20 protein-coding genes are annotated in these 23911 nt (G+C 67.5%); 17 read left to right on the top strand and 3 right to left on the bottom strand.

The annotated features are described in order from the left end of the window. Window positions 1–65 precede the first annotated feature (65 nt). The gene (locus ACFOPI_RS10440; protein ID WP_382173600.1) at window positions 66–1052 is read right to left on the bottom strand and encodes a helix-turn-helix transcriptional regulator; all 987 of its coding nucleotides are present in this window, start codon (window positions 1050–1052) and stop codon (window positions 66–68) included. Between the two features lie 111 nt (window positions 1053–1163). Between ACFOPI_RS10440 and ACFOPI_RS10435 the strand changes: the two genes are divergently transcribed. The 9 genes from ACFOPI_RS10435 to ACFOPI_RS10395 all read left to right on the top strand — a co-directional run bounded on the left by ACFOPI_RS10435 (window position 1164) and on the right by ACFOPI_RS10395 (window position 10512). Then, window positions 1164–1997 (top strand): SDR family oxidoreductase, encoded by an 834-nt coding sequence (locus tag ACFOPI_RS10435; protein WP_382173598.1) that lies wholly within the window; start codon window positions 1164–1166, stop codon window positions 1995–1997. A 175-nt stretch (window positions 1998–2172) separates the two neighbouring features. Continuing rightward, window positions 2173–3069 carry a transporter substrate-binding domain-containing protein gene (locus tag ACFOPI_RS10430; protein WP_382173596.1) on the top strand — a complete coding sequence of 299 codons (897 nt, stop codon included), beginning with the start codon at window positions 2173–2175 and terminating at the stop codon, window positions 3067–3069. 104 nt (window positions 3070–3173) lie between these two features. Next, window positions 3174–4001: an amino acid ABC transporter substrate-binding protein gene (locus tag ACFOPI_RS10425; RefSeq protein ID WP_382174906.1), complete on the top strand. Its 828-nt coding sequence runs from the start codon at window positions 3174–3176 to the stop codon at window positions 3999–4001. 48 nt (window positions 4002–4049) lie between these two features. After that, on the top strand, window positions 4050–4949 hold the full coding sequence (locus tag ACFOPI_RS10420) for an amino acid ABC transporter substrate-binding protein (RefSeq protein ID WP_382173595.1): 900 nt from the start codon (window positions 4050–4052) through the stop codon (window positions 4947–4949). A gap of 75 nt (window positions 4950–5024) precedes the next feature. Continuing rightward, window positions 5025–5765: an amino acid ABC transporter permease gene (locus ACFOPI_RS10415; RefSeq protein ID WP_382173593.1), complete on the top strand. Its 741-nt coding sequence runs from the start codon at window positions 5025–5027 to the stop codon at window positions 5763–5765. Window position 5766: 1 nt separating this feature from the next. Beyond that, entirely contained in the window at window positions 5767–6432 is a 666-nt protein-coding gene (locus ACFOPI_RS10410; protein WP_382173591.1) for an amino acid ABC transporter permease, read from the top strand. Between the two features lie 17 nt (window positions 6433–6449). After that, window positions 6450–7184 carry an amino acid ABC transporter ATP-binding protein gene (locus ACFOPI_RS10405; RefSeq protein WP_382173589.1) on the top strand — a complete coding sequence of 245 codons (735 nt, stop codon included), beginning with the start codon at window positions 6450–6452 and terminating at the stop codon, window positions 7182–7184. Continuing rightward, a complete protein-coding gene (locus tag ACFOPI_RS10400; protein WP_382173587.1) occupies window positions 7181–9172 on the top strand; it encodes an ATP-binding protein in 1992 nt (663 codons plus the stop codon). The genes ACFOPI_RS10405 and ACFOPI_RS10400 overlap by 4 nt, the downstream gene beginning before the upstream one ends. Further along, window positions 9169–10512, top strand: coding sequence for a sigma-54-dependent transcriptional regulator (locus tag ACFOPI_RS10395; RefSeq protein WP_382173585.1), 1344 nt, complete (start codon window positions 9169–9171; stop codon window positions 10510–10512). The genes ACFOPI_RS10400 and ACFOPI_RS10395 overlap by 4 nt, the downstream gene beginning before the upstream one ends. Window positions 10513–10517: 5 nt before the next feature. Here ACFOPI_RS10395 and xdhB read toward each other — a convergent pair whose 3' ends face one another. Then, on the bottom strand, window positions 10518–12827 hold the full coding sequence (xdhB, locus tag ACFOPI_RS10390; protein ID WP_382173584.1) for a xanthine dehydrogenase molybdopterin binding subunit: 2310 nt from the start codon (window positions 12825–12827) through the stop codon (window positions 10518–10520). Next, window positions 12824–14323 (bottom strand): xanthine dehydrogenase small subunit, encoded by a 1500-nt coding sequence (gene xdhA / locus ACFOPI_RS10385; protein WP_382173582.1) that lies wholly within the window; start codon window positions 14321–14323, stop codon window positions 12824–12826. The genes xdhB and xdhA overlap by 4 nt, the downstream gene beginning before the upstream one ends. 95 nt (window positions 14324–14418) lie before the next feature. On the opposite strand from xdhA, the gene ACFOPI_RS10380 reads away from it, so the two are divergent. The 8 genes from ACFOPI_RS10380 to ACFOPI_RS10345 all read left to right on the top strand — a co-directional run bounded on the left by ACFOPI_RS10380 (window position 14419) and on the right by ACFOPI_RS10345 (window position 23909). After that, a complete protein-coding gene (locus ACFOPI_RS10380; protein WP_382173580.1) occupies window positions 14419–15372 on the top strand; it encodes a LysR family transcriptional regulator in 954 nt (317 codons plus the stop codon). A 29-nt stretch (window positions 15373–15401) separates the two neighbouring features. After that, a complete protein-coding gene (locus ACFOPI_RS10375) occupies window positions 15402–16946 on the top strand; it encodes an ABC transporter ATP-binding protein (protein ID WP_382173578.1) in 1545 nt (514 codons plus the stop codon). Beyond that, complete coding sequence (locus ACFOPI_RS10370; protein WP_382173576.1) at window positions 16933–17988, top strand: ABC transporter permease; 1056 nt, start codon at window positions 16933–16935, stop codon at window positions 17986–17988. The genes ACFOPI_RS10375 and ACFOPI_RS10370 overlap by 14 nt, the downstream gene beginning before the upstream one ends. 12 nt (window positions 17989–18000) lie before the next feature. Continuing rightward, window positions 18001–18921 (top strand): ABC transporter permease, encoded by a 921-nt coding sequence (locus ACFOPI_RS10365; protein WP_382173575.1) that lies wholly within the window; start codon window positions 18001–18003, stop codon window positions 18919–18921. A 48-nt stretch (window positions 18922–18969) separates the two neighbouring features. Beyond that, window positions 18970–20124 (top strand): BMP family ABC transporter substrate-binding protein, encoded by a 1155-nt coding sequence (locus ACFOPI_RS10360; protein ID WP_382173574.1) that lies wholly within the window; start codon window positions 18970–18972, stop codon window positions 20122–20124. A 69-nt stretch (window positions 20125–20193) separates the two neighbouring features. Next, the gene (locus ACFOPI_RS10355; RefSeq protein WP_382173572.1) at window positions 20194–21261 is read left to right on the top strand and encodes a Rieske 2Fe-2S domain-containing protein; all 1068 of its coding nucleotides are present in this window, start codon (window positions 20194–20196) and stop codon (window positions 21259–21261) included. Between the two features lie 24 nt (window positions 21262–21285). Further along, window positions 21286–22293 (top strand): adenosine deaminase, encoded by a 1008-nt coding sequence (locus ACFOPI_RS10350; protein WP_382173570.1) that lies wholly within the window; start codon window positions 21286–21288, stop codon window positions 22291–22293. A gap of 71 nt (window positions 22294–22364) precedes the next feature. After that, window positions 22365–23909: a hypothetical protein gene (locus ACFOPI_RS10345; RefSeq protein ID WP_382173568.1), complete on the top strand. Its 1545-nt coding sequence runs from the start codon at window positions 22365–22367 to the stop codon at window positions 23907–23909. Window positions 23910–23911 lie beyond the last annotated feature (2 nt).

Below are 23911 nucleotides of genomic sequence, written 5' to 3'. Positions count from 1 at the left end.
ACACGCGGTGCGAAGGCCGACACTGTACCCCTCACGGTTTCCGTGCCCGGCAGTGACTCGGCGCTTCAGGCCTCCTGGATGCGCCACTCGGTCTGCCGGTCGGCCGTGTCCTGCTCGCGGAACTGGCGCGGCGACTGGCCGGTGGTGCGCTTGAACACCTTGGAGAAACCGAAGGCGTCCTGGTAGCCCACGGCCTGTGCCACCTGCTCCAGCGTCTGGCGCGTCTCGGCCAGCAGCTGCATGGCCTTCTGCATGCGCAGGGTGCGCAGGTGGTTCAGCGGCGTGTCGCCCATGGCGCTGCGAAAACGCTCGGCCAGCGCCGAGCGCGACAGGCCCACTTGCTGGCCCAGTTCGTCCAGCGTCCAACCGTGGCCCAGGTTGCCGTGCATCAGGGTCAGCACCTGGCGGATCGGCCGGTCGGCGATGGCGTGGTGCCAGCCCGGCACACCAGGGTTCTCGCGTGCGGCGATTTCGCGCAGCGCAAAGGCGAACAGGGCGTCCAGCAGGCCGTGCGTGGCCGAGGTCGCGCCAAGCGCCTGGTCGCCCAGCTCGCGGTCCAGCAGGCCCAGTGTGAGCGGCACGGCCGACAGCTGCGGCAGGCTGTGGCCGCGCACCACAAACCACGGGGGCAGGCTGCGCAGGAAGGGGTGCAGCGGGGCGTGCCAGAGCTGGTAGGCGGCACTGATCACCTGCGCGGGCGCGGCCGGGTCGCTGGCGGGCGCAGGGTCCGGCGTGTGATGCGTTGCTGTGTCGGCCAGGTCGCTGCCCACGAAGCGCGCGATCGGCACCGTGGTGCTGCGCGCGGGCGGCTCGCGGTCCAGCGAGAGCAAGTGCACGCAGCCGCGCGCCATCAGCACCAGGTCGCCGGCCTGCAGCTCCAGCGGCTCGTCGAGGTTGGGAGCGTGTACGAAGGCGCGGCCACGCGTCACCGCGTGCAGACCGAAGCTGCGTTCGCAGGGAAAACGCAGCGCCGCCTCGGGTGTGAGCGCATGCAGGTCGAGCAGGCGCCGCCGCAACCCGGCGACATGAAGGATGTCTGAGAGTATGTCCATAGGGCGAGATTTTATGGACGATCAGACATGAATGGTGGAATTTCATGCATTCCAGTTCCGATTCATCGGAAACACACTGGAGGCCTTCGCAACACACACAGGAGATTCCAGATGACCACCACTCTCGTGACCGGCGCCAGCGGCCAGATCGGTTCCACCCTTGTTGACCTGCTGTCGGCCCAGGGCCAGACCGTGCGCCGTGCCACCAGCCGCACGCCCTCGAAACCCGGCGAGGTCCAGGTCAACCTCGCCACCGGCGAAGGCCTGGCGGCCGCGCTGGCCGGCGTCGACCAGCTGTTCCTGATGGCGCCTCCCGGCTTCGCCAACCAGCACGAGCTGCTGATCCCGGCCATCGACGCGGCCAAGGCCGCTGGTGTGCGCAAGGTCCTGCTGCTGTCTGCCATGGGCGCCAACGCCGACGAGAACATCCCGCTGCGCCGCGCCGAGCTGCACCTGGAGCGCTCGGGCCTGGCCTGGAATGTGATCCGTCCCAACTGGTTCATGCAGAACTTCCACACCTTCTGGCTGCACGGCATCCAGACCCAGGGCCAGATCTTGCTGCCGGTGGGCGACGCCAAGGGCAGTTTCATCGACACGCGCGACATCGCGGCCGTGGCCGCGAAGCTGCTGTCGTCCGACGATTTCGTCAATGCCGCGCACGACCTGACCGGCAGCGAAGCGCTGGACCACCACCAGGTGGCGGCCATCCTGTCGAAGGCGGCGGGCCGGACCATCGGCTACACCGACATCCCCGAGGACGCGATGCGCCAGGGCCTGCTGGGCGCCGGCCTGCCGGCGGACTACACCGAGTTCCTGCTGGTGATTCTGGGCGCGTTCAAGGCCGGTTTCGCCGAGCGCACCACCGACGGCGTGCAGCGCATCACCGGCAAGGCGCCGATCCGCCTGGAGCAGTACGCGCAGGACTTCAAGGCGCACTGGGCCTGAACGCCGCGGGGCGGGGTCGGAAATCCGTTCGTCGGCCGCGGAGGGCGTTCGGATTTCCGTTTGCGCCACGGGCCAAATCGCCGGTTTCGGGGTGAAAAACCGGTCCACAAGGGGGTGGTCTACGGGTTAACACCGACTGGCACGCCCCTTGCGCCATGGGCGGCACACTGCGCCCATGAAACCCCTTCGCCTCCTCCCCTTCCTGCTGTTGCTGCCCCTGGCGTTGTCCGCCCGGGCCGAGTCGTCGGGCCTGCCGACGCTGGAGAAGATTTCGCGCACGGCCACCATCAACCTGGGCCACCGCGAGTCTTCGGTGCCGTTCTCGTATTACGACAGCAAGCGCCAGGTGGTCGGCTACTCGCACGACCTGATGCTGGCGGTGGTCGAGCGTATCCGCCGCGAACTCAAACTGCCCGCGCTGGCGGTCAAGCTGGTGCCGGTCACCTCGCAGAACCGGATTCCGCTGGTGCAGAACGGCTCGGTCGACCTGGAGTGCGGTTCCACCACCCACAACCGCGAACGGGCGCGCCAGGTGGCGTTCTCGGTGTCCATCTTCCAGACCAGCTCGCGCCTGCTCACCCGGCAGGGATCGGGCATCCAGGAACTGGCCGACCTCAAGGGCCGCCGCGTGGCGGTGACCGCGGGCACCACCAGCGAACGCTCTCTGTTGCTGCACAGCGAGTCGACCGGCATCCGGTTCGACATCCTGACCGTCAAGGACCACGGCGACGGCTTTAGCCGCGTGCAGGAAGGCCGTGCCGAGGCCTTCCTGATGGACGAGGCCATGCTCTACGGCCTGCGCGCCAAGGCCGACCAACCCGGCGAGTGGCGGGTGGTCGGCCAGCCGATGGCGGCCGAGGTCTACGCCTGCATGCTGCGCAAGGACGATCCGCGCTTCAAGGCGCTGGTGGACCGCAGCCTGACCGAGCTGATGCAGTCGGGTGAGGCGCTGAAGATCTATCGCCGCTGGTTCCAGTCGCCGATCCCGCCCAAGGGGCTCAACCTCAACTGGCCCGCGCCCGAGGCGCTGCTGGAGCTGTACCGGTCGCCCAACGACCGGCCGCTGGGCTGAGCCGTCCATTTCTCCTCCCTCCCACGGACACCGCCATGCCACACCTCCGGTCCCTCGCCCGTTGTGCGCTCGCCCTGCTGACCGCCGCGCTGGTCCAGCCGTCGATGGCCGGATCGGTGCTGGACCGCATCAAGTCCAGCGGCACCGTGGTGATCGCACACCGCGAGTCCTCGGTGCCGTTTTCCTTCGTGGACCCGGACGGCAAGCCGGTGGGCTACGCGGTTGACCTGTGCCTGAAGCTGGTGGAAGCAATGCGCCGCCAGCTCGCGGTGCCCGAGCTGAAGACCCGCTTCGTCATGGTGACGCCAGCCAACCGCATCGCCCTGATCGAAGAAGGCAAGGCCGACATGGAGTGCGGCTCGACCACCAACAACGCCGAACGCCGCCAGAAGGTGGCCTTCACCGTGCCGCACTACATCGCCGGGGCGCGCTACCTGGTGCGGGCCGACAGCACGGTCGATGTGATCCGCGATTTCAAGGGCCGCACCGTGGTCTCGACCAAGGGCACCACGCCGCTCAAGGCGTTGACGCAGGCCAACAACGAGTACCAGCTCGGCATCCGCGTGGCGGAAGCGCCCGACCACGCGCGCGCGGTCGACATGGTGGCCGCCGGCGAGGCCGACGGCTTCGTGATGGACGATGTGCTGCTCTACGGCCTGGTGGCCGGGCGGCCCGATCCGGGCAAGTTCAAGGTGGTGGGCAAGTTCCTGACCATCGAACCGCTGGCCATCATGTTCTCGCGCGAAGACGCCGAGTTCAAGAAGCTGGTCGACGACGAGATGAAGCGCCTGATCCAGACGCGCGAGGCCCACACGGTCTACGAGCGCTGGTTCCAGAAGCCCATCCCGCCGGCCAACCGCAGCCTCAACCTGCCCATGAACTACCTGCTCAAGGACTTCTGGAAGTACCCCACCGACCAAGTGCCGGGCTGACTTCCAGCCGCGATTTCCGTTTTCCCCCAACCACTCGAAGGAGTCAACATGAAGAAAACCCTACTGGCCGTGGCCGCCGTGCTCGCCGCCTCCACCGCGATGGCCCAGGCCACCGACACGCTCAAGAAGATCAAGGACAGCGGCAGCATCACCCTGGGTGTGCGCGAGTCCTCCGGCCTGTCCTACACCATCGGCAATGGCAAGTTCGTGGGTTTCCACACCGAGATGGCCGAGCGGGTGATCGCCGACCTGCAGAAGCAGCTGGGCCTGGCCAAGCTGGAAGTGAAGTACCAGCCGGTGACTTCGCAGAACCGCATTCCGCTGGTGCAGAACGGCACCGTCGACCTCGAGTGCGGCTCCACCACCAACAACGCGGCCCGCCAGAAGGATGTCTCCTTCGCCGTGACCACCTACGTGGAAGAAGTGCGCATCGCCGTCAAGGCGAACTCGGGCATCAACTCCATCGCCCAGCTCAACGGCAAGAAGGTCGCCACCACCACCGGCACCACCTCGGTCCAGACCCTGCGCAAGCACGAGCGTGCGACCAACGTGAACTTTGAGGAAGTGTTCGGTAAGGACCACGCCGACAGCTTCCTGCTGCTCGAGTCCGGTCGTGCCGACGCATTCGTGATGGACGGCTCCATCCTGGCCGCCAACATCGCCAAGTCCAAGAACCCGGCCGACTACAAGATCGTCGGCGAAGTGCTGTCGGTCGAGCCGATCGCCTGCATGCTGCGCAAGGACGACGCCGCCTTCAAGAAGGCCGTGGACGACTCCATCAAGAACCAGATCAAGGACGGCTCGCTGGCCAAGCTGTACGACAAGTGGTTCATGCAGCCGATCCCGCCGGCCAACGCCAAGATCGGTCTGCCGCTGTCCGAAGCCACCAAGGCGGCCTGGGCGGCCCCGAACGACAAGCCGATGGAAGACTATTCCGTCAAGAAGTGATCTCCTGACGGGAGACTGAAGTGGCCGCCCGACTGCACACGGGCGGCCTTCTCTGTTGAATTTTGGGGAATCACCATGGCTTCATGGGATTGGCAGGTGTTCTGCAAGGACACCATCGACGGTGAGGTGCGTCCGCGCTGCTTTGGCGACGGTGGCGACATCACCTACCTGGACTGGCTGCTCTCGGCCTGGGGTTGGACGCTCTCGGTCGCCCTGCTGGCGCTGGTCGTTGCGCTCGTGGTCGGTGCGGTCATGGGCATCTTCCGCACCACGCCCAGCAAGGCGCTGGTGGCCATCGGCAACGCCTGGACCGAGCTGTTCCGCAACATCCCGCTGCTGGTGCAGGTCTTCCTCTGGTACCACGTGCTGCCCGCGCTGGTCCCCGCGCTCAAGGACTTTCCCAGCTTCATCCTGGTGGTCTTCGCCCTGGGCTTCTTCACCTCGGCGCGCATCGCCGAGCAGGTGCGCGCCGGCATCCAGAGCCTGCCCAAGGGCCAGCGCTATGCCGGCCTGGCCATGGGCCTGACGCTGACGCAGACCTACCGCTACGTGCTGCTGCCGATGGCGTTTCGAATCGTCATCCCGCCGCTGACCAGCGAGAGCATGAACATCATCAAGAACTCGTCGGTGGCCTTCGCGGTGTCCATTGCCGAGCTGACCATGTTCGCCATGCAGGCGCAGGAAGAAACCTCGCGCGGCATCGAGGTCTACCTGGCCGTCACTGGCCTGTACTTCATCTCCGCTTTCATCATCAACCGCATCGCCCTGTTCATCGAACACCGAGTGCAGGTGCCCGGCATGATCGGAGGCCACTGACATGAACCTCGATTTTTCGTTCCTGAACTGGGATGTGCTCACGGGCTTCGTGCTCAAGGGCCTGGTCTTCTCGGTGCAGCTGACCCTGGTGGCCATGATCGGCGGCATCGCGCTGGGCACCGTGCTGGCGCTGATGCGCCTGTCGGGCAAGAAGTGGCTGGTGCTGCCGGCCGCCTTCTACGTCAACACCCTGCGCTCCATCCCGCTGGTGATGGTGATCCTGTGGTTCTTCCTGCTGATCCCGCTGATGATCGGTCAACCCATGGGCGCCGAGCTGTCTGCCATCATCACCTTCACCGTGTTCGAGGCGGCCTACTACTCCGAGATCATGCGCGCGGGCATCCAGAGCGTGCCCAAGGGTCAGGTCAACGCCAGCTACGCGGTGGGCATGACCTACGGCCAGACCATGCAGCTGATCGTGCTGCCGCAGGCCTTCCGCAACATGCTGCCGGTGCTCATGACACAGACCATCATCCTGTTCCAGGACACCAGTCTGGTCTACGCCATTGGTGCCTACGACCTGCTCAAGGGCTTCGAGGTGGCGGGCAAGAACTTCAACCGCCCGGTCGAGACGTATCTCGTCGCCGCCGTCGTCTATTTCGTCATTTGTTTCTCGCTGTCGATGCTGGTGCGTCGCCTGCAGAAGAAGATCGCCATCATTCGCTGAGCGGCTGGAGAAGAACCATGATCGACATCAAGAACGTTTCCAAGTGGTACGGCAGCTTCCAGGTGCTGACCGACTGCACCACCTCCATCCAGAAGGGTGAGGTGGTGGTGGTCTGCGGTCCCTCGGGCTCTGGCAAGTCCACGCTGATCAAGACCGTCAACGCGCTGGAGCCCTTCCAGAAGGGCGACATCATCGTGGACGGCACCAGCATCGCCGACCCGAAGACCAATCTGCCCAAGCTGCGCAGCCGCGTGGGCATGGTGTTCCAGCACTTCGAGCTGTTCCCGCACCTGTCGGTGACCGAGAACCTGACGATCGCGCAGATCAAGGTGCTGGGCCGCAATGCAGACGAAGCCAAGACGCGCGGACTGAAGATGCTCGACCGGGTGGGCCTGATGGCGCACAAGGACAAGTTCCCCGGCCAGCTCTCGGGCGGGCAGCAGCAGCGTGTGGCGATCGCCCGCGCGTTGTCGATGGATCCCATCGTGATGCTGTTCGACGAACCCACCTCGGCGCTGGACCCCGAGATGGTCGGTGAGGTGCTGGACGTGATGGTGCAGCTGGCCAACGAGGGCATGACCATGATGTGCGTGACGCACGAGATGGGCTTTGCCAAGAAGGTCAGCCACCGCGTGATCTTCATGGACGCGGGCAAAATCGTGGAGGACTGCAAGAAGGACGAGTTCTTCAGCAATCCCGACGCCCGTTCGCCGCGCGCCAAGGACTTCCTCTCCAAGATCCTCCAGCATTGAACCCCGCCCAGGCCGAGCCACCTCCACTGCCCGCCAACGCGCCCGCTGGCGCAGGCGCGGCTGTGCGCCCGGCCTCCGAACGGTTGGGCTGGCTGGCGCGGCGGCTGCTGCTGTTGCTGTTGGGCGCGGCACTGGTGGCGCTCACCGGCGCTGGCGTCTACCAGCACAGTTACGACCAGGGTGAACACAGCCTCAAGGCCGCCACCAACAGTCGGCTGGACCTGTTCGCCACCGTGGTCGAGGCGCGGGTGCGGCGCCTGGAGCCGGTGCCGGCCACCATCCAGCTCAACCCGGCGGTGCTGGCGCTGCTGCGCGCACCCGACCCGGCCCGCGAGCGCGCTGCCAACGATTACCTCTCGCGCCTGAACGCCCACCTGGGCAGCGTCGCGGTCTATGTGCTCGATGTGCGCGGCGTCGTGCTGGCGTCTAGCAACGTGGCCGAGCGCGACGACAGTCTTCTGGGCGAGGACGTGTCCTACCGTCCCTACTACCTGGAGGCGCTGGCCGGTCGTTCGACGCGCCACTTCGCCATCGGCAGCGGGGGTCAGGCGGGCTACTTCGCCTCGCACCCCATCTACGACGGTCCGCGCGTGCTCGGCGTGGCGGCCATCAAGATCGGCCTGGACGCGCTGGAGCAGACCTGGCCCATGCTGGCGGCGCCCGCCCTGGTGGCCGACGCCAACCAGGTGGTGATCCTCTCCTCGCAGCCGGCCTGGCGCTATACCTCGATGGCGCCGCTGCCGCCCGAGCGGCGGGTCGACCTGCAGCTGACGCAGACCTACGGCGCGCTGCGGCTGCCGCAGTTCCCCATCGACGTGCGGCTCTCGGTCGATGAAGACACGCAGGAGGTGCAGGGCTTCGTCTCGGGCGAGGAGGCGCGGTACCGCGAAGCGCTGGGCGCCGGCAGCAACCGGGCCGGGCACCTGGTGCTGGGCCGTTCGCTCGACGGCATGGACTGGCGCGTGCTGATCTTCACCAGCCTCTCGGAGGTGCGCGACCAGGCCCTGGCCGATGGCGTGGGCGGCGCGATGACCGCGGCCTTCCTGATCCTGCTGGCGCTCTACTGGAGCCAGCGCCGCCGCATCGAACGCCAGAAGCTCGCCGCCAAGCGGCTGCTGGAGCAGGTCAACGCCGACCTGGAGCGCCAGGTGGGGCTGCGCACCCAGGAACTCACCGACACCAACGAGCAGCTGCGCCGCGAGGTGGCCGAGCGCCAGCAGACCGAACAGACCCTGCGGTCGGCGCAGGACGAGCTGGTGCACGCCGGCAAGATGGCCGTGCTGGGCCAACTGGCAGCGAGCATTACCCACGAACTGACCCAGCCGCTGGGCGGCATCCGCACGCTGGCGGGCAACGCGGCCGAGTTCATGCGCCGCGGCAACCACGCCGCCGCGCAGGAGAACCTGTCCATCGTCGCGCGGCTGGTCGAGCAGATGGCGCGCATCATCGACCCGCTCAAGAGTTTCTCGCGCAAGTCCAGCGCCTCGCCCGGCGCCACCGACGTGGGCCGGGTGGTCGAGCAGGCGCTGTTCCTCTACCAGTTGCGCGTGCGGCACGACCAGGTGCGGGTGGACAACCGCTGCGCGCCCGGACAGTGGTCCGCCTGGTGCGATGCCAACCGGCTGGAGCAGGTGCTGGTGAACCTGGTGGGCAATGCGCTGGACGCGATGCGCGATGCCGACCCTCGGGTGCTGACCCTGAGCGCCGAACGCCGCGAGGTGGCCGGGGTGCCGATGGTGGCGCTGGAGGTGCGCGACAGCGGCAAGGGCCTGAGCGAGACCGACCAGCAGCGCCTGTTCGAACCCTTCTACACCACCAAACCCAGCGGCGCCGGCCTGGGCCTGGGCCTGGCGATCTGCCGCGACCTTGCAGCAGAATTCGGGGGCGACCTGCAGGCCCACAACCACCCCGCGGGCGGCGCCTGCTTCGTGCTCACCGTCCCGGTGGGCCCCGCCCCCGACACCGCGAAAGACACCCCATCCCGATGAACCGCAACCTCACCGTGTTTCTGGTCGAGGACGACACGGACCTGCAGCTGGGCTGCGTGCAGGCCCTGCAGCTGGCCGACATCGCCGTGCGCGCCTTCGATTCGGTCGAGGCTGTGCTGCCGCACCTGAGCCCGGGCATGGCCGGCGTGGTCGTGACCGACATGCGCCTGCCCGGCTCCGACGGCCTGTCGCTGATCGCCGAGGCGCACGATCTCGACCCCGACCTGCCGGTCATCATGATCACCGGCCACGGCGACGTGAACCTGGCGGTGCAGGCCATGCGCAGCGGCGCCTACGACTTCATCCCCAAACCCTTCTCGCCCGAGCAGCTGGTCGAGGTGGTGCAGCGCGCGCTGGACAAGCGCCGCCTGACGCTGGAGGTGGCCAACCTGCGGCGCGCGCTCACGCTCAGCGAAGGGCTGGAGGGCAAGCTGGTGGGCCACGCGCCCGCCATCGCCCGCGTGCGCCAGCTGATCACCGAGATCGCCGACTCGCCGGTGGATGTGCTGATCCGCGGCGAGACCGGCACCGGCAAGGAGGTGGTGGCGCGCGCGCTGCACGACCACTCGCGCCGCCGCAACGCGCCCTATGTTGCGCTCAACTGCGGCGGCCTGCCCGACAGCCTGCTCGACAGCGAACTCTTCGGCCACGAGCCCGGCGCCTTCACCGGCGCGCAGAAGCGCCGCATCGGCCGCATCGAGCACGCCAACGGCGGCACCCTGTTCCTCGACGAACTCGAAAGCATGCCCATGGGGGTGCAGGTCAAGCTGCTGCGCGTGCTGCAGGAGCGCTGCATCGAGCGCCTGGGCTCCAACCAGAGCATCCCGGTGGACGTGCGCGTGGTCGCCGCCACCAAGGACGACCTGCTGGCGCGCGCCCAGCAGGGGAGCTTCCGCGCCGACCTGGTCTACCGGCTCAACGTCGTGAACATCGAGCTGCCCGCGCTGCGCGAGCGGCGCGAGGACATTCCGATGTTGCTGGAGCATTTCATGCTGCTGGCGGCCAGCCGCTACGGGCGCCCCGAACCGCGCCTGCCCGCTGCCCAGTTGCGCCAGCTGATGGCGCGCGACTGGCCGGGCAACGTGCGCGAACTGCGCAATGTGGCCGATGCACTGGTGCTGGGCGTGGGGCCGCAGTGGGTGTCGCCACACGCGGCGCCGTCCGGCGAGGCGGGCGTAGACGGGGAGCCCGGTCTGGCGGAGACGGTGGATCAGTTCGAGCGCAGCCTGATCGCCGACGCGCTGGAGCGCCACAGCGGCAACGTGGGCCAGACCGCCAAGGCCCTGCGCCTGCCCAAGACCACGCTGGTCGACAAGATCCGCAAGCATGGCCTGCGGTAGCAGGCTCACTCCAGGGCGCGCAGAACTTCCTCCGCTGTCGCTGGCGCGTTCATGGCCTCAGGCCGCCCACCGGCCTGGGCCACCGCGTCGCGCAGCGCCTCGAACACGCTGATTGCCAGCATGAAGGGCGGCTCGCCCACGGCCTTGCTGCCGTGCACGTTGTCCTCGCGGTTGGCTTCGGGCCAGAGATCGACCCGGAAGTGTGTGGGGATGTCACCTGTGGCCGGGATCTTGTAGGTGCTGGGCGCGTGGGTCTGGAGCAGACCTTTGCCGTTCCACACCAACTGTTCGGTGGTCAACCAGCCCATGCCCTGAACAAAGCCACCCTCGATCTGGCCGATGTCGATGGCCGGGTTGATGCTGCGGCCCACGTCGTGCAGGATGTCCACTTTCAGCACGCGGCTTTCGCCGGTCAGCGTGTCGATGGCGACCTCGGTCACCGCCGCACCGTAGGCAAAGTAGTAGAACGGCCGGCCCAGCATGGTGACCTTGTCGTAGTGGATCTTGGGCGTGCGGTAGAAGCCATCGCTCCAGAGCTGGATGCGGTTGGCATACGCCGCACCGACCACCGACTCCCAGGTCCGGGTCTGCTTCTCGGTGATGACCTGGCCGCCTTCGAAACGCACCGCGCCTGCGCCGACGCCGTCGAGACCCGCGACAAAAGCCGCGAGGTTCTGGCGCACCTGGCGCGCGGCGAACTGCGCCGCGCGGCCATTCAGGTCGGTGCCGCTGCTGGCTGCGGTGGCACTGGCGTTGGGCACCTTGCTGGTGTCGCTGGCAGTCGAGAGCACGCGCTCGAAGGGCACGCCCAGCTCGTCGGCCACGATGGCTGCGACCTTGGTGTTCAGGCCCTGGCCCATTTCCGTTCCGCCGTGGTTCACCTGCACGCTGCCGTCGGTGTAGACGTGCACCAGCGCACCGGCCTGGTTGAACAGCGTGGCGGTGAAGCTGATGCCGAACTTGACCGGCGTGAGCGCGATGCCGCGTTTGATGACCGGGCTGCTCGCGTTCCAGTGCGCGATCTGCTCGGCGCGTTCGCGGTAGCCGCAGGTGAGCGCGAGCTGCGTCATGAGCGGTTCGAGGATGTTGTCCTCCACCGCCATCTGGTAATGCGTGACGTTGCGATCCTCGATGCCGTACAGGTTGGCCAGCCGCACGTCGAGCGCGTCCACGCCGAGGTGGCGCGCGATGTCGCCCATGATGCGTTCGATGACGATCACGCCCTGAGGGCCGCCAAAACCGCGGTAGGCGGTGTGGCTCTGCGTGTTCGTCTTGCAGCGGTAGGAGTGGATCGCGACGTCTTCGAGGAAGTAGGCGTTGTCGGCGTGGAAGACGGCGCGGTCGGCCACCGGGCCCGACAGGTCCGCACTGAAACCGCAGTTGGCCAGCATGTCCAGCTCCAGCCCGCACAGGCGCCCGCGATTGTCGAAACCGACGCGGTAGCTGTAGGCGAACGGGTGACGCTTGCCGGTGATCATGAAATCGTCGTCGCGGTCCAGCCGCAGCTTGACCGGCCGGCGCAGCTTGTTGGCCGCGATGGCGGCCCAGACGGCCAGATGGCCTGCCTGCGTCTCCTTGCCGCCGAAGCCTCCCCCCATGCGCCGGCATTCCACCGTGACCGCGTGGTTGGCCAGGCCCAGCGCGTGCGAGACCCAGTGCTGCACCTCGCCCGGGTGTTGCGTGCTGCTGTAGACCCACCACTGCTGCTGCTCCAGCGGCAGCACGTAGGCGATCTGGCCTTCCAGGTAGAAGTGCTCCTGTCCGCCAACCTCGAACGCACCGGCCAGCGTGTGCGGAGCGCGCTGCAGCGCGGCCGCCGCATCACCGCGGGTCACGTGCACCGGCGGCAGCACATAGCGTTGCTTTGCATGCGCTTGCTGCGGCGTGAGCACCGGCTCCAGCGGCTCGATGTCCCACTTGACCAGCCGGGCCGCGCGGCGCGCGGTCATCACGTCGTCGGCGACGATCAGGCCGCCGACCTGACCCAGGAACTGCACCGTGCCTTCGGCGAACACGGGTTCGTCGTGCGCGAAGGCGGCGAGTACGCGGTCGCCGGGGATGTCGTCGGGCCCGATGAAGGCATGCACGCCGGGCACGGCCAGGGCGGCGGAGGCGTCGATGCCTCGGAGCACCCCGTGCGCCACCGGCGAGCAGACCGGCGCGGCGTGCAGGGTGCCGCGCACCTCGGGGATGTCGTCGATGTACGTGGCGGCGCCGGCCACCTGGGCCTTCGCACTCTCATGGAAACGAGAAACGCCTGCTGCGGTGGTGGCAGGCGTGTTGTCCACCACGAGCTTGAGATCCGGTGCGTTCATGACAGGGCCTCCAGGGTCTTGAGGCTTTCGAGGTTGATGGCCTGTTGCCCCTGGCTTTCCAGCCAGAAGCGGCGCAGCAGGTTGCCCAGCACCGTCTGGCGGTAGGCGGCGCTGGCGCGCATGTCGCTGATGGGCTGGAATTCGGTGCGCAGGGTGTCCATCGCGTGCATCACGGTGTCCTCGGTCCAAGGCTGGCCGAGCAAGGCCGCTTCGGTCTGGCGCGCGCGGGCGGGGGTGGCGGCCACGCCGCCGGCGCCGATGGAGACCTGCTGCACCACACCAGCCTTTACCGTCATCTGGATGGCGAGACACACCGCAGAGATGTCGTCGTCGAAGCGCTTGCTGATCTTGTAGACCTTTTCCAGCGCGTGCCCGGTGGGCCTGGGCACCTTGATCCAGCACAGCAGTTCGTCGGGCCGCATCACGTTGGACCTGTAGCCGGTGTAGAGGTCTTCCAGGCGCAGTTCGCGGTGGGCGATCTCACCGCCGGCCTTCGTCTTCTTCCAGCGCATCAGCACCACGCTGGCACCGAGCGCGATCAGCAGCGGCATGGAATCGCCGATGGGCGAGCCGTTGGCCACGTTGCCGCCCAGCGTGCCCGAGTTGCGCACCGGCAGACCGGCGAAGCGCTGGCTGAAGCTCAGCAGCTGGGGCCGTTCCTTCACCAGGGCGGCAAAGGCATCGGTCAGCGTCACCGCCGCGCCGATGGCGATGTGGTGCGGATAGCTTTCTACCCGCTGCAGCTCGCGTGCGGCGGTCACGTCCAGCACCTGCGGGAAACGCTTGTGCATCTTGGTGATCCACAGCCCCACGTCGGTGGTTCCGGCCACGACCTGGGCCTGCGGATGCGCGGCACGGGCCTGCAGCAGTTCGGACAGCGTGGTGGGGCGCAGGTAGGGCCCGTCCGCTGCGGGCTTCTTCTTGAGCGCCCGCAGCGCGGCCACGGTCGCCGCCTCGTCCACGGCGCAGCCGGCGGGCAGGGGGAGCTGGCCCATCTGCTGCGCGGCGTCCAGGATCGGCCGGTAGCCCGTGCAGCGGCAGAGGTTGCCTGAAAGGTCGGCTTGCGCTTGCTCCCGCGAAAGCTTCTGCGCACCCTTCGTGTTCTGGTACATGCCGAACAGGCTCATGACAAAGCCCGGCGTGCAGAAGCCGCATTGCGAACCATGGCACCGGACCATGGCCTCCTGGGCGGGATGCAGCTCGCCGGAGGGTGCGGTGATGTCTTCCGCCGTGTACACCGCTATGCCGTCCACCGAGTGCGCCAGCCGGATGCAGCTGTTGATGGCCTTGTAGGTGAGCCGGCCGTCCACCGTTTCGCCCAGCACCACGGTGCAGGCGCCACAGTCGCCTTCGCCGCAGCCTTCTTTGGTGGCTGTCAGATGCAGGTCTTCGCGCAGCAGGTCCAGCAGGGTGCGGTCGGGCGCCACATCGTGGACCGTCACGGCTTCGCCGCGGCGCAGGAATCTCAGGGTTTGCCCGGGTTTTTTTGCGTTCATGCGGGCCAGCATAGCGCCGGGGGCCGTGGCACAACATATGCTCAGGCGTATGGCGAGAATGCCGGAACCTCCATCCGCGCGCATGAGCTCCGGGTATGAAATACGTTTCCATGTTCGACAAGATTGACCTGCACCTGATCCGCGTGCTGCACACCGTCCTCACGGAACGCAGCGTGTCGCGGGCAGCGCTGCGGCTGGGCATGTACCAGCCGGCGGTCAGCGCCTCGCTCAAGCGCCTGCGCGAACTGGCGGGGGACCCCCTTCTGGTGCGCTCGGGCGCCAGCATGGTGCCCACGGTGGCGGGACTGCGCATGATCGAACCGGCGGCCGAGATCCTGCGCAGCGCCGAGATGCTGTTCTCCGACGCCCGTGCCTTCGACCCGGCCACCGCGCGCCAGACCTTCAGCCTGGCCGCGAGCGACTACCTGGACCCGCTGTTCCTGCCCCAGCTGGTGACGCAGGTCAAGACCACGGCGCCGAACTGCGGCATCGACATCCATCCCCTGTCGGCCGACGCCGACTACCGCGCCCACCTGGCCCAGGGCCACTACGACGTGGTGATTGGCAACTGGCCCAAACCGCCGCAGGAGCTGCACCTGGGCCGGCTGTTCGGCGACGAGGTGGTCTGCCTCGTGGCCAGCCACCACCCGGCCGTGCGCCGCGGCTGGGACACCGAGGCCTGGCTGGCGGCCGAACACATCGCCCCCACGCCCACCCACCCGGGCGCGCGCGGCTTTGTGGATGAGCACCTGGCCAGCCAGGGCCTGGTGCGCAACATCACCGCGCGCTGCCCGCACTTCGGCCTCATCCCGGCCATGGTGGCGGGCACCCTGCTGGTGCTGACCACCGGCCGCCAGTACGCCGAGCGCTATGTCGGTGCATTGCCGGTCAAAGTGCTGCCGTGCCCAGTGGAGTTCCCGCGAATGATGTACTACCAGCTCTGGCACGAGCGCACCCACGCTTCCAGTGCGGGCCGCTGGCTGCGTGAGCAGATCAAGACCGTGGCGGCCTCGCTGCGCCGCGCCGAGCCCGAGGCCGCCGCGGCCTGAGCCCCCACCACAATCAGAAGGAGATCGCCTTGACGACCCCAAGACTGCAGCTGACCGGCATCACCAAGCGCTATCCCGGCGTGGTGGCCAACAGCAACGTGTCGCTCTCCGTCGCCCCCGGCGAGGTGCACGCCGTGCTCGGCGAGAACGGTGCTGGCAAATCCACGCTGATGAAAATCATCTACGGATCGGTCAAGCCCGACGAAGGCTCGGTGATGTTCAATGGCAAGCCGGTGCATATCCGCAACCCTCAGGAAGCGCGGGCGCTGGGCATCAGCATGGTGTTCCAGCACTTCAGCCTGTTCGACACCATCACCGTGGCCGAGAACGTCTGGCTCGGGCTGGACAAGTCGCTCACCCTCAACGAAGTCACCGCCAGCATCGACGCCACCGCCGCCGAATACGGGCTGGACATCGACCCCAAGCGCCCGGTGCACACGCTGAGCGTGGGCGAGATGCAGCGGGTCGAGATCATCCGCGCCCTGCTGACCAGCCCGCAGCTGCTGATCCTGGACGAACCGACCTCGGTGCTGACGCCGCAGGCGGTGGAAAAGCTGTTCGTGGTGCTCAAGAAGCTGGCGTCCGAAGGCTGCTCCATCCTCTATATCAGCCACAAGCTGCACGAGATCCGCGAACTCTGCACCGCCTGCACCGTGCTGCGTGGCGGCCAGGTCACGGGCGTGTGCAACCCGCAGAACGAAAGCAACGCGTCCCTGTCGCGCCTGATGATCGGTGCAGAGCCGCCGGCACTGGAGTCGCGGGAGCTGAACGCGGGTGCCGCGGTGCTTCAGGTGCAGAACCTCACGCTGGCCAGCGACGATCCGTTCGGCACCGACCTTGCGAACATTGCGCTGACGGTGCGGTCTGGCGAGGTGGTGGGCATCGCCGGCGTGTCGGGCAACGGCCAGGGCGAACTGCTCCACGCGCTGTCGGGCGAGGACCGGCGCGCGCCGGCTGGCAGCATCAGCGTGCTGGGGCAGGACGCCTCACGCCTGCCGCCGGGCCGTCGCAGGGCCCTGGGCCTGCACTTCGTGCCCGAGGAACGCCTGGGCCGCGGTGCGGTGCCCACGCTCTCGCTGGCGCAGAACCTGCTGCTCTCGCGGCGCGATGCGGTGGGCGCGGGCGGCTGGCTCAAGCTCGGCGCGCTCAAGGCGCAGGCCGAAGACATCATCGCCCGCTACAAGGTCAAGGCCAACGGGCCGGGAGCGGCGGCCAAGTCGCTGTCGGGCGGCAACCTGCAGAAGTTCATCGTCGGCCGCGAGATCGAGGCCCAACCGAAGCTGCTGATCGTCAGCCAGCCCACCTGGGGTGTGGACGTGGGCGCCTCGGCGCAGATCCGCGGCGAGATCCTCAGGCTGCGCGACGCGGGCTGCGCGGTGCTGGTGGTCAGCGAGGAGCTGGACGAGCTGTTCGAGATCAGCGACCGCCTGCACGTGATCGCCAAGGGGCGGCTGTCGCCCAGCATCGACCGCGCCGACGCCACGGTCGAACGCATCGGCGAATGGATGTCGGGCCTGTGGGACGACGCCGCACACCACCACAAGAACAAGGAGACCGCCCATGCTGCGGCTTGAAGTCCGTCCCCAGCCCTCAGCGCGCTGGGGCTATGCCTCGCCGCTGCTGGCGCTGGCCATCACCGTGGTCATCGGGGTCATCCTGTTCGTCGCCCTGGGCAAGGACCCGGTGCGCGGCCTGCAGGTCTTCTTCTGGGAGCCGGTCAAAAGCACCTACGCGCTGTCCGAGCTGATGGTCAAGGCCACGCCGCTGATGATCATCGCGCTCGGGCTGGCGGTGTGCTTCCGTTCCAACGTCTGGAACATCGGCGCCGAAGGCCAGTACCTGATCGGCGCCATCTTCGCGGCCGGCGTGGCGCTGACGGCGGACAAGACCACCGGCGGCTGGATCGTGCCGGCCATCATCGTGGCGGGTGTCGTGGGCGGCATGTTGTGGGCCGGCATCACGGCCCTGCTGCGCGACCGCTTCAACGCCAACGAGATCCTGGTCAGCCTGATGCTGGTCTATGTGGCCATCCAGGTGCTCAACTACCTGGTCTACGGCCCGTGGAAGGATCCCATGGGCTACAACTTCCCGCAGACCAAGACCTTCGAGTCGGTCACGCAGATTCCCAAGCTCATGCAGGGCTCGCGGGTGAACGTGGGCCTGCTGCTGGCGCTGGCCGGTGTGGCGGCGGTGTGGGTGTTCCTGTTCCGCACCTACTCGGGCTTTGCCCAGCAGGTGGGCGGTCTGGCGCCGGCCGCGGCGCGCTACGCCGGCTTCTCCTCGCGCAAGGCGCTGTGGATCGCGCTGCTCACCTCCGGCGGCATGGCCGGCATGGCCGGTGCGCTGGAGGTGGCCGGTCCCATCGGCCAGCTCACACCCTATGTGCCGGCGGGCTACGGCTTCGCGGCCATCATCGTCGCCTTCGTCGGCCGCCTGCACCCGGTGGGCATCGTGTTCTCGGCCATCCTGATGAGCATGTTCTACATCGGCGGCGAACTCGCGCAGTCGCGCCTGGGCCTGCCCAAGTCCATCACCGGCGTGTTCCAGGGTCTGCTGCTGTTCGCGCTGCTGGCCTGCGATACGCTGATCGCGTACCGCGTGGTCTGGAAGAAATAAGGAGTCGCTGACATGGAATCCACCGCACTCCTCATCGCCGCCTCGCTGAACGCCGGCACTGTGCTGGCCATCGCCTCGCTGGGCCTGCTGATCAACGAGAAAGCCGGCATCGTCAATCTGGGGGCCGAGGGCATGATGCTCTGCGCCGCCCTGGCGGGTTTTGCCACCGTGGTGCACACCGGCAGCACCGTGGCCGGCTTCGCCGCCGGGATGGCCGCCGGGGCGCTGCTGGCGGCCATCTTTGGCGGGCTGGTGATCTGGCTCAACACCAACCAGTACGCCACCGGTCTCGCGCTGTCGCTGTTCGGCGGAGGGTTCTCGGCCTTCGCCGGCACGTCCTATGTGCAGGCCAAGCTGCCCGAACAATCGACCTTCGCCATTCCGCTGCTGGCCGATATTCCCTTCATCGGCAATGCCCTGTTCCGCCACCACCCCATGGTCTACGTCTGTGTGGGGCTGGTGTTCGGGCTGATCTGGTTCCTGTTCCGCACGCGCGCCGGCCTGGTGCTGCGCAGCGTGGGCGAGAGCCCCGAATCGGCGCACGCCCTGGGTTACCCGGTGCGCCGCATCCGCCTGCTGGCCGTGATGGCCGGCGGCGCGCTGTGCGGTCTGGCCGGCGCCTACGTGTCCACGGTCTACACCCCGCTCTGGGTGGAGGGCATGATCGCCGGCAAGGGCTGGATCGCGCTGGCCCTGACGACGTTCGCCACCTGGCGCCCGGCACGCGTATTGCTCGGTGCCTATCTGTTCGGTGGCGTGACCATGCTGCAGTTCCACCTGCAGGGCATGGGCGTCAACGTGCCGAGCCAGTTCCTGACCATGATGCCCTACCTCGCCACCATCGTCGTGCTGGTGTTGATCTCGCGCAACCCGACCTGGATCCGCGTGAACATGCCCGCCTCCATCGGCAAGCCGTTCTACCCGGGTTCATAATCTTTCGTTGTTCTGTTTTCTCCACTCCCAACCCCCCAAGAGGTTTCCATGACCGACCTGAACAAGCGTTCCCTGATCAAGCTGGCGGCCCTGACGGCTGTGGCCAGCGCGGCCCTGATCGGCTGCGGCAAGAAGGAAGAGGCGGCCGCGCCGGCGGCTGCGCCCGCACCGGCACCCGCCGCTGCCGAAGCGCCCAAGCCCGAGCCGCTGAAGGTCGCCTTCGCCTACGTCGGCCCCGTCGGTGACGGTGGCTGGACCTTCGCCCATGACAACGGTCGCAAGGCGGTCGAGGCCGAGTTCGGCGACAAGGTCGTCACCAGCTTCGTGGAAAACGTGCCCGAGAGCGCCGACGCCGAACGCGTGCTGCGCGACTTGGCCGGCCAGGGCAACAAGCTGATCTTCGGCACCACCTTTGGCTACATGGAGCCCATGCTCAAGGTCGCGCCCGACTTCAAGGACGTGAAGTTCGAGCACGCCACCGGCTACAAGACGGCCGAGAACATGCGCACCTACGACAGCCGCACCTACGAGGGCGCCTACATGGCCGGTGTGATCGCCGGTTCCATGACCAAGACCAACACCCTGGGTGTGGTGGCCTCGATCCCAATTCCCGAAGTGATCCGCAACATCAACAGCTTCACCCTGGGCGCGCAGTCGGTGAACCCCAAGGTCAAGACCAAGGTGGTCTGGGTCAACGGCTGGTTCGATCCGCCGAAGGAAACCGAAGCCGCCACCTCGCTGATCAACGGTGGCGCCGACGTTCTGATGCAGAACACCGACTCCTCGGCTGTGCTGCAGACCGCCGAGAAGATGGGCAAGCGCGCCTTCGGCTGGGATTCCGACATGACCGCCTACGGTCCCAAGGCCCACCTGGGTTCGGCCGTCATCAATTGGGGGCCGTACTACATCAAGGCCGTCAAGGACGCGCTGGAGGGCACCTGGGCCACCGGTGGCGTGTGGTGGGGCCACAAGGAAGGCGCGATCGACATGGTCTCCATCGCCGAAGACGTGCCGGCCGAGACCAAGGCCAAGATCGACACCATCAAGGCCGGTCTGAAGGACGGTTCCTTCTCCATCTGGAAGGGCCCGATCGTGGGTCAGGATGGCAAGGAAGTGCTGGCCAAGGACGCCGTCGCCGATGACAAGTTCCTGGGCGGCATCAAGTTCTACGTCAAGGGCGTTGAGGGGAAGCTTCCGAACTGAGTCCGGAACTTTGCTGACAGCCCGAACAAAGGCCGCCTTCGGGCGGCCTTTTCTGTTTCAAGGAAGCACATGATCGAAACACAACTCTGGCACCCGGTCATCGCAGGCATGCACCTGCGGGACGCGCCGGTGGCCGTGTCGCTGCTGGGGCAGGACATGGTGCTGTGGCGCGAGCATGGCCACGAGGGCCAGCCCGGCGTGGTGCACGCCTGGGCCGACCGCTGCCCGCACCGGGGCGCCCGGCTGTCGCTGGGGCGGGTGCTCACGAACCTGCATGGCGCGCGGTTGGAGTGTCCCTACCACGGCTGGCAGTTCGCGGGCGATGGTGCCGCGGCGCAGGGCCACCACGGTGCGCCGGTGTCCGTGGGGCGCTGCGTGCACGTGCCGGCAGCGCCGGCTTTCGAGCCGCCTGCCGCACACTGCGCCCGGGTGTTCGAGGCGCAGGAGCGCCATGGCCTGGTATGGGTGCGACTGGAACGTCCCGACCGGTCAGAACTCCCCGCCTCCCTATCGTCTCCGCCCGCGTTTGAGCCCTGGGACGACCCGCTGTGGCGCCAGGTGATCTGCGGCCCTTACGCCGTGGAGACCAGCGCGCCGCGGCTGGTGGAGAACTTCCTGGACCTGAGCCACTTCGGTTTCGTGCATGAAGGCTGGCTGGGCGCGCGCAGCCACGCCCAGGTGGACACCGGCCGGGTGGACGAGGATGCCGACGGTGTGCACGCGCGCGAATGCAAGGCCTGGCAGCCCAAGGGCTATGCGGGGGCGGAGGAGGGCGGCTGGGTGGCCTACCGCTACGAAGTGCCGCACCCGTTCGCGGCCATCCTGCGCAAGGATGCGGCCGAGGGCGACACCGTGAGCAACGCGATCGCGCTGTTCATCCGCCCCGACGGCCCCGAAGCCTGCACCGCCTGGTTCGCCATGGCCACGCTGGGCGACCTGAGCGACGACGAGGAACTGCGTGCCTTCCAGGACGCGGTATTCGCTCAGGACAAACCCATCGTCGAATCGCAACAGCCCCGGCGCCTGCCCATTGGCAAGGACGGCGCGATACCGGAAGTGCACGGCCCTGCCGATCGCATGTCCAGCGCCTACCGCCGTTACCTGGCCCGCACCGGCATCGCGCTCGGGGTGTGCTGAAAAACAAGACCACAAGGAGTTTTCATGAACGCCATCGAACTCGCCCGCGCCATCCCCAAGGCCGAACTGCACATCCATATCGAAGGTTCGCTCGAACCCGAGCTGATCTTTGAACTGGCGCAGCGCAACGGTGTGGTGCTGGCCTACCCCAGCGTGGAGGCGCTGCGCGCGGCCTACGCCTTCACCGACCTGCAGAGCTTCCTGGACATTTACTACGCCGGTGCCAGCGTGCTGCTCCAGCCGCAGGACTTCCACGACATGGCCTGGGCCTACTTTCTGCGCGCCAAGGCCGACAACGTCATCCACACCGAACTCTTTTTCGACCCGCAGACCCATACCGCGCGCGGCGTGCCCATGGCGACGGTGATCGAAGGACTGTCCGGCGCCTGCAAGCGGGCGGAATCCGAGCTGGGCATCAGCTCGGCGCTGATCCTGTGTTTCCTACGCCACCTCAGCGAGGAGGACGCGTTCGCCACGCTGGAGGCGGCGCTGCCGTACCGCGGGCACTTCATCGGCGTGGGGCTGGATTCGAGCGAAGTCGGCCACCCGCCTGAGAAATTCGAGCGTGTGTTCGCGCGCTGCCGCGAACTGGGCCTGAAGCTCGTGGCCCACGCGGGCGAGGAGGGCCCGCCTGACTACATGTGGCAGGCCATCGACCTGCTCAAGGTGCAACGCATCGACCACGGCGTGGCCGCGCTGCAGGACCCGCTGCTGATGGCCGAGCTGGCCCACACCCGGATGCCGCTGACGGTGTGCCCGCTTTCCAACCTCAAGCTCTGCGTGGTGGACGACCTGCGCGACCACCCGCTGAAGAAGATGTTGGACGCCGGCCTGTGCGCGACGGTCAATTCGGACGATCCGGCCTATTTCGGCGGCTACATGAACGCCAACTTCGAACAGACGGTGCTGGCCCTGGACCTCAGCCGCGAGGACGTGGTCCAGCTGGCGCGCAACAGCTTCGAGGCCAGCTTTGTCTCGGAGCAGCGCCGGCTCGAGATGTTCGACCGCATCGCCGTGTGCGCCGCGGGCTGAGGCCGTCTTAAGCGTTTCCAAAGTGTCACGACCCACAATTTCGCCCATTCGTTTGGCGAAGGAGTGGGGTGGTGACGACTCGCAAGACGGGGCTGCCGTGGCAATGGCTGCCTGTGTTGATCGTGCTGGCCTGGGCCCTGTTCCTCAGGCTGGACTACTTTGCGCCCGGGCGCTCCCTCTGGCTCGACGAGGCGATGCTGGGGGTGAACATCCAGCGCCAGAGCCTGCTCGGTCTGGTGCAGCCGCTGCTGTACGACCAGGCCGCACCACTCGGATTCCTCCTGCTCCAGTGGCTGATCCACCACCTGCTGGGTGGCTCCGACGACCTGTTGCGGGTGGTCCCTCTCCTGGCCGGTCTGGCTCTGCTGCCGATGGTGTTCCTGCTGGCGCGCCAGGATGGCACCAGGCCTTTCGCCTGGCTGGCCCTGGCGCTGGTGGCGCTGGCGCCCGAGCATGTGCGCTACAGCAGCGAGCTCAAGCAGTACTCGCTGGATGCGCTGGTGGCGGCATACCTGATGTGGTGTTTCGGTGAGGTCCTGAAGCAGTCGGCCGATTCGCGGGCTCGCACACGGCTGGCCATGTCCGGTGCGCTGGCCGTGTGGTGTTCCCATCCGTCGGTGTTTGTGTTGGCCGGGTTGGGCGGCGCGGTGGTGTTGCTGCACTGGCGCGAGCTGCGCGCCCCGTCCTTTCTCCGCTCCTGGGGCGGCGTGGCCGCTGCCTGGGTGCTCAGCTTCGCATTGCTGTACCTGCTGCACCTTCGGCACGTGGCGGCAAACCCATCCCTCACCGACTTCTGGCGCCGCAGTTTTGCCCCGCTGCCGCCCTGGTCGCACTGGGGCTGGTACCGCGCCAGCCTGTCGGGCGTTCTGAACCATCTGTTCTCCATGCATGCGGGCGTGCTCCCGTCGGTGCTTTTGCTGCTCGGGATTGCGTCGCTCTGGGTGCGCCGACGGCCCCTGGCCCTGGCCATGGTGCTCACGCTGGTGGCCACGCTGGTCGCCTCGGCACTGTCGCGCTACCCGTTCCACGGGCGGTTCCTGCTGTTCATGATGCCCGCCGCCGCCCTGGCGCTGGCCGAAGGGGCGGAGCGCTGCCGTCAATGGCTGCGCGACGGGCACCCGGTGCTGGCAGGCAGCGTGTACCTCGGACTGGCCAGCCTGCTGCTGTTCCATGCCGTGGACCTTGACCGGCAGCATCTGCGGGACCACCCGGTGATGGAAGAAATCAAGCCACTCATGAAGGAGGTGGCTGACCACCGGCGCGCTGGGGACCAGATTTATGTGTACTACGGCGCAGTGCCTGCGTTCTCCTTCTACGCAGCGCGGTACGGGTTCGGCCCCGGCGAGTTTGTTGAAGGAACTTTTCACCGCTGGCAGCCCGAGCTCTACCTGAGCGAGATTGATCGTGCGCTGGGCGCCGGCCGCACCTGGTTCGTCTTCAGCCACAACTGCAACCACTGCCGGCCGCGCGTCAGGGTCAACGAGCAGCGTTTCATCCTCGACCACGCGGACCGCCGGGGAGTGCTGATCGAACAACTGGACGGCCCCGGCACCACGGCCTACCTGTACGACCTCGGACCGCCACTGTCCGACCCTGGGCTGGCAGCAGACCGGTAAAA

Origin of the sequence: Hydrogenophaga luteola, assembly GCF_042648585.1 — a bacterium.
Taxonomy (GTDB): Bacteria; Pseudomonadota; Gammaproteobacteria; order Burkholderiales; family Burkholderiaceae_C; genus Hydrogenophaga; species Hydrogenophaga luteola.
Note: the sequence above shows the minus strand (reverse complement) of the source record. Positions and strands in the feature narration are given on the sequence as shown.

What these genes read in the sequence shown, in the direction of transcription:
- ACFOPI_RS10435 (WP_382173598.1), top strand. Translation starts at nt 1,164, where the DNA reads ATGACCACCACTCTCGTGACCGGCGCCAGCGGCCAGATCGGTTCCACC.
- ACFOPI_RS10350 (WP_382173570.1), top strand. Translation starts at nt 21,286, where the DNA reads ATGAACGCCATCGAACTCGCCCGCGCCATCCCCAAGGCCGAACTGCAC.
- ACFOPI_RS10415 (WP_382173593.1), top strand. Translation starts at nt 5,025, where the DNA reads ATGGCTTCATGGGATTGGCAGGTGTTCTGCAAGGACACCATCGACGGT.
- ACFOPI_RS10420 (WP_382173595.1), top strand. Translation starts at nt 4,050, where the DNA reads ATGAAGAAAACCCTACTGGCCGTGGCCGCCGTGCTCGCCGCCTCCACC.
- ACFOPI_RS10355 (WP_382173572.1), top strand. Translation starts at nt 20,194, where the DNA reads ATGATCGAAACACAACTCTGGCACCCGGTCATCGCAGGCATGCACCTG.
- ACFOPI_RS10410 (WP_382173591.1), top strand. Translation starts at nt 5,767, where the DNA reads ATGAACCTCGATTTTTCGTTCCTGAACTGGGATGTGCTCACGGGCTTC.
- ACFOPI_RS10425 (WP_382174906.1), top strand. Translation starts at nt 3,174, where the DNA reads ATGGCCGGATCGGTGCTGGACCGCATCAAGTCCAGCGGCACCGTGGTG.
- ACFOPI_RS10395 (WP_382173585.1), top strand. Translation starts at nt 9,169, where the DNA reads ATGAACCGCAACCTCACCGTGTTTCTGGTCGAGGACGACACGGACCTG.
- ACFOPI_RS10365 (WP_382173575.1), top strand. Translation starts at nt 18,001, where the DNA reads ATGGAATCCACCGCACTCCTCATCGCCGCCTCGCTGAACGCCGGCACT.
- ACFOPI_RS10360 (WP_382173574.1), top strand. Translation starts at nt 18,970, where the DNA reads ATGACCGACCTGAACAAGCGTTCCCTGATCAAGCTGGCGGCCCTGACG.
- ACFOPI_RS10380 (WP_382173580.1), top strand. Translation starts at nt 14,419, where the DNA reads ATGAAATACGTTTCCATGTTCGACAAGATTGACCTGCACCTGATCCGC.
- xdhA (WP_382173582.1), bottom strand. Translation starts at nt 14,323, where the DNA reads ATGAACGCAAAAAAACCCGGGCAAACCCTGAGATTCCTGCGCCGCGGC.
- xdhB (WP_382173584.1), bottom strand. Translation starts at nt 12,827, where the DNA reads ATGAACGCACCGGATCTCAAGCTCGTGGTGGACAACACGCCTGCCACC.
- ACFOPI_RS10440 (WP_382173600.1), bottom strand. Translation starts at nt 1,052, where the DNA reads ATGGACATACTCTCAGACATCCTTCATGTCGCCGGGTTGCGGCGGCGC.
- ACFOPI_RS10430 (WP_382173596.1), top strand. Translation starts at nt 2,173, where the DNA reads ATGAAACCCCTTCGCCTCCTCCCCTTCCTGCTGTTGCTGCCCCTGGCG.
- ACFOPI_RS10370 (WP_382173576.1), top strand. Translation starts at nt 16,933, where the DNA reads ATGCTGCGGCTTGAAGTCCGTCCCCAGCCCTCAGCGCGCTGGGGCTAT.
- ACFOPI_RS10405 (WP_382173589.1), top strand. Translation starts at nt 6,450, where the DNA reads ATGATCGACATCAAGAACGTTTCCAAGTGGTACGGCAGCTTCCAGGTG.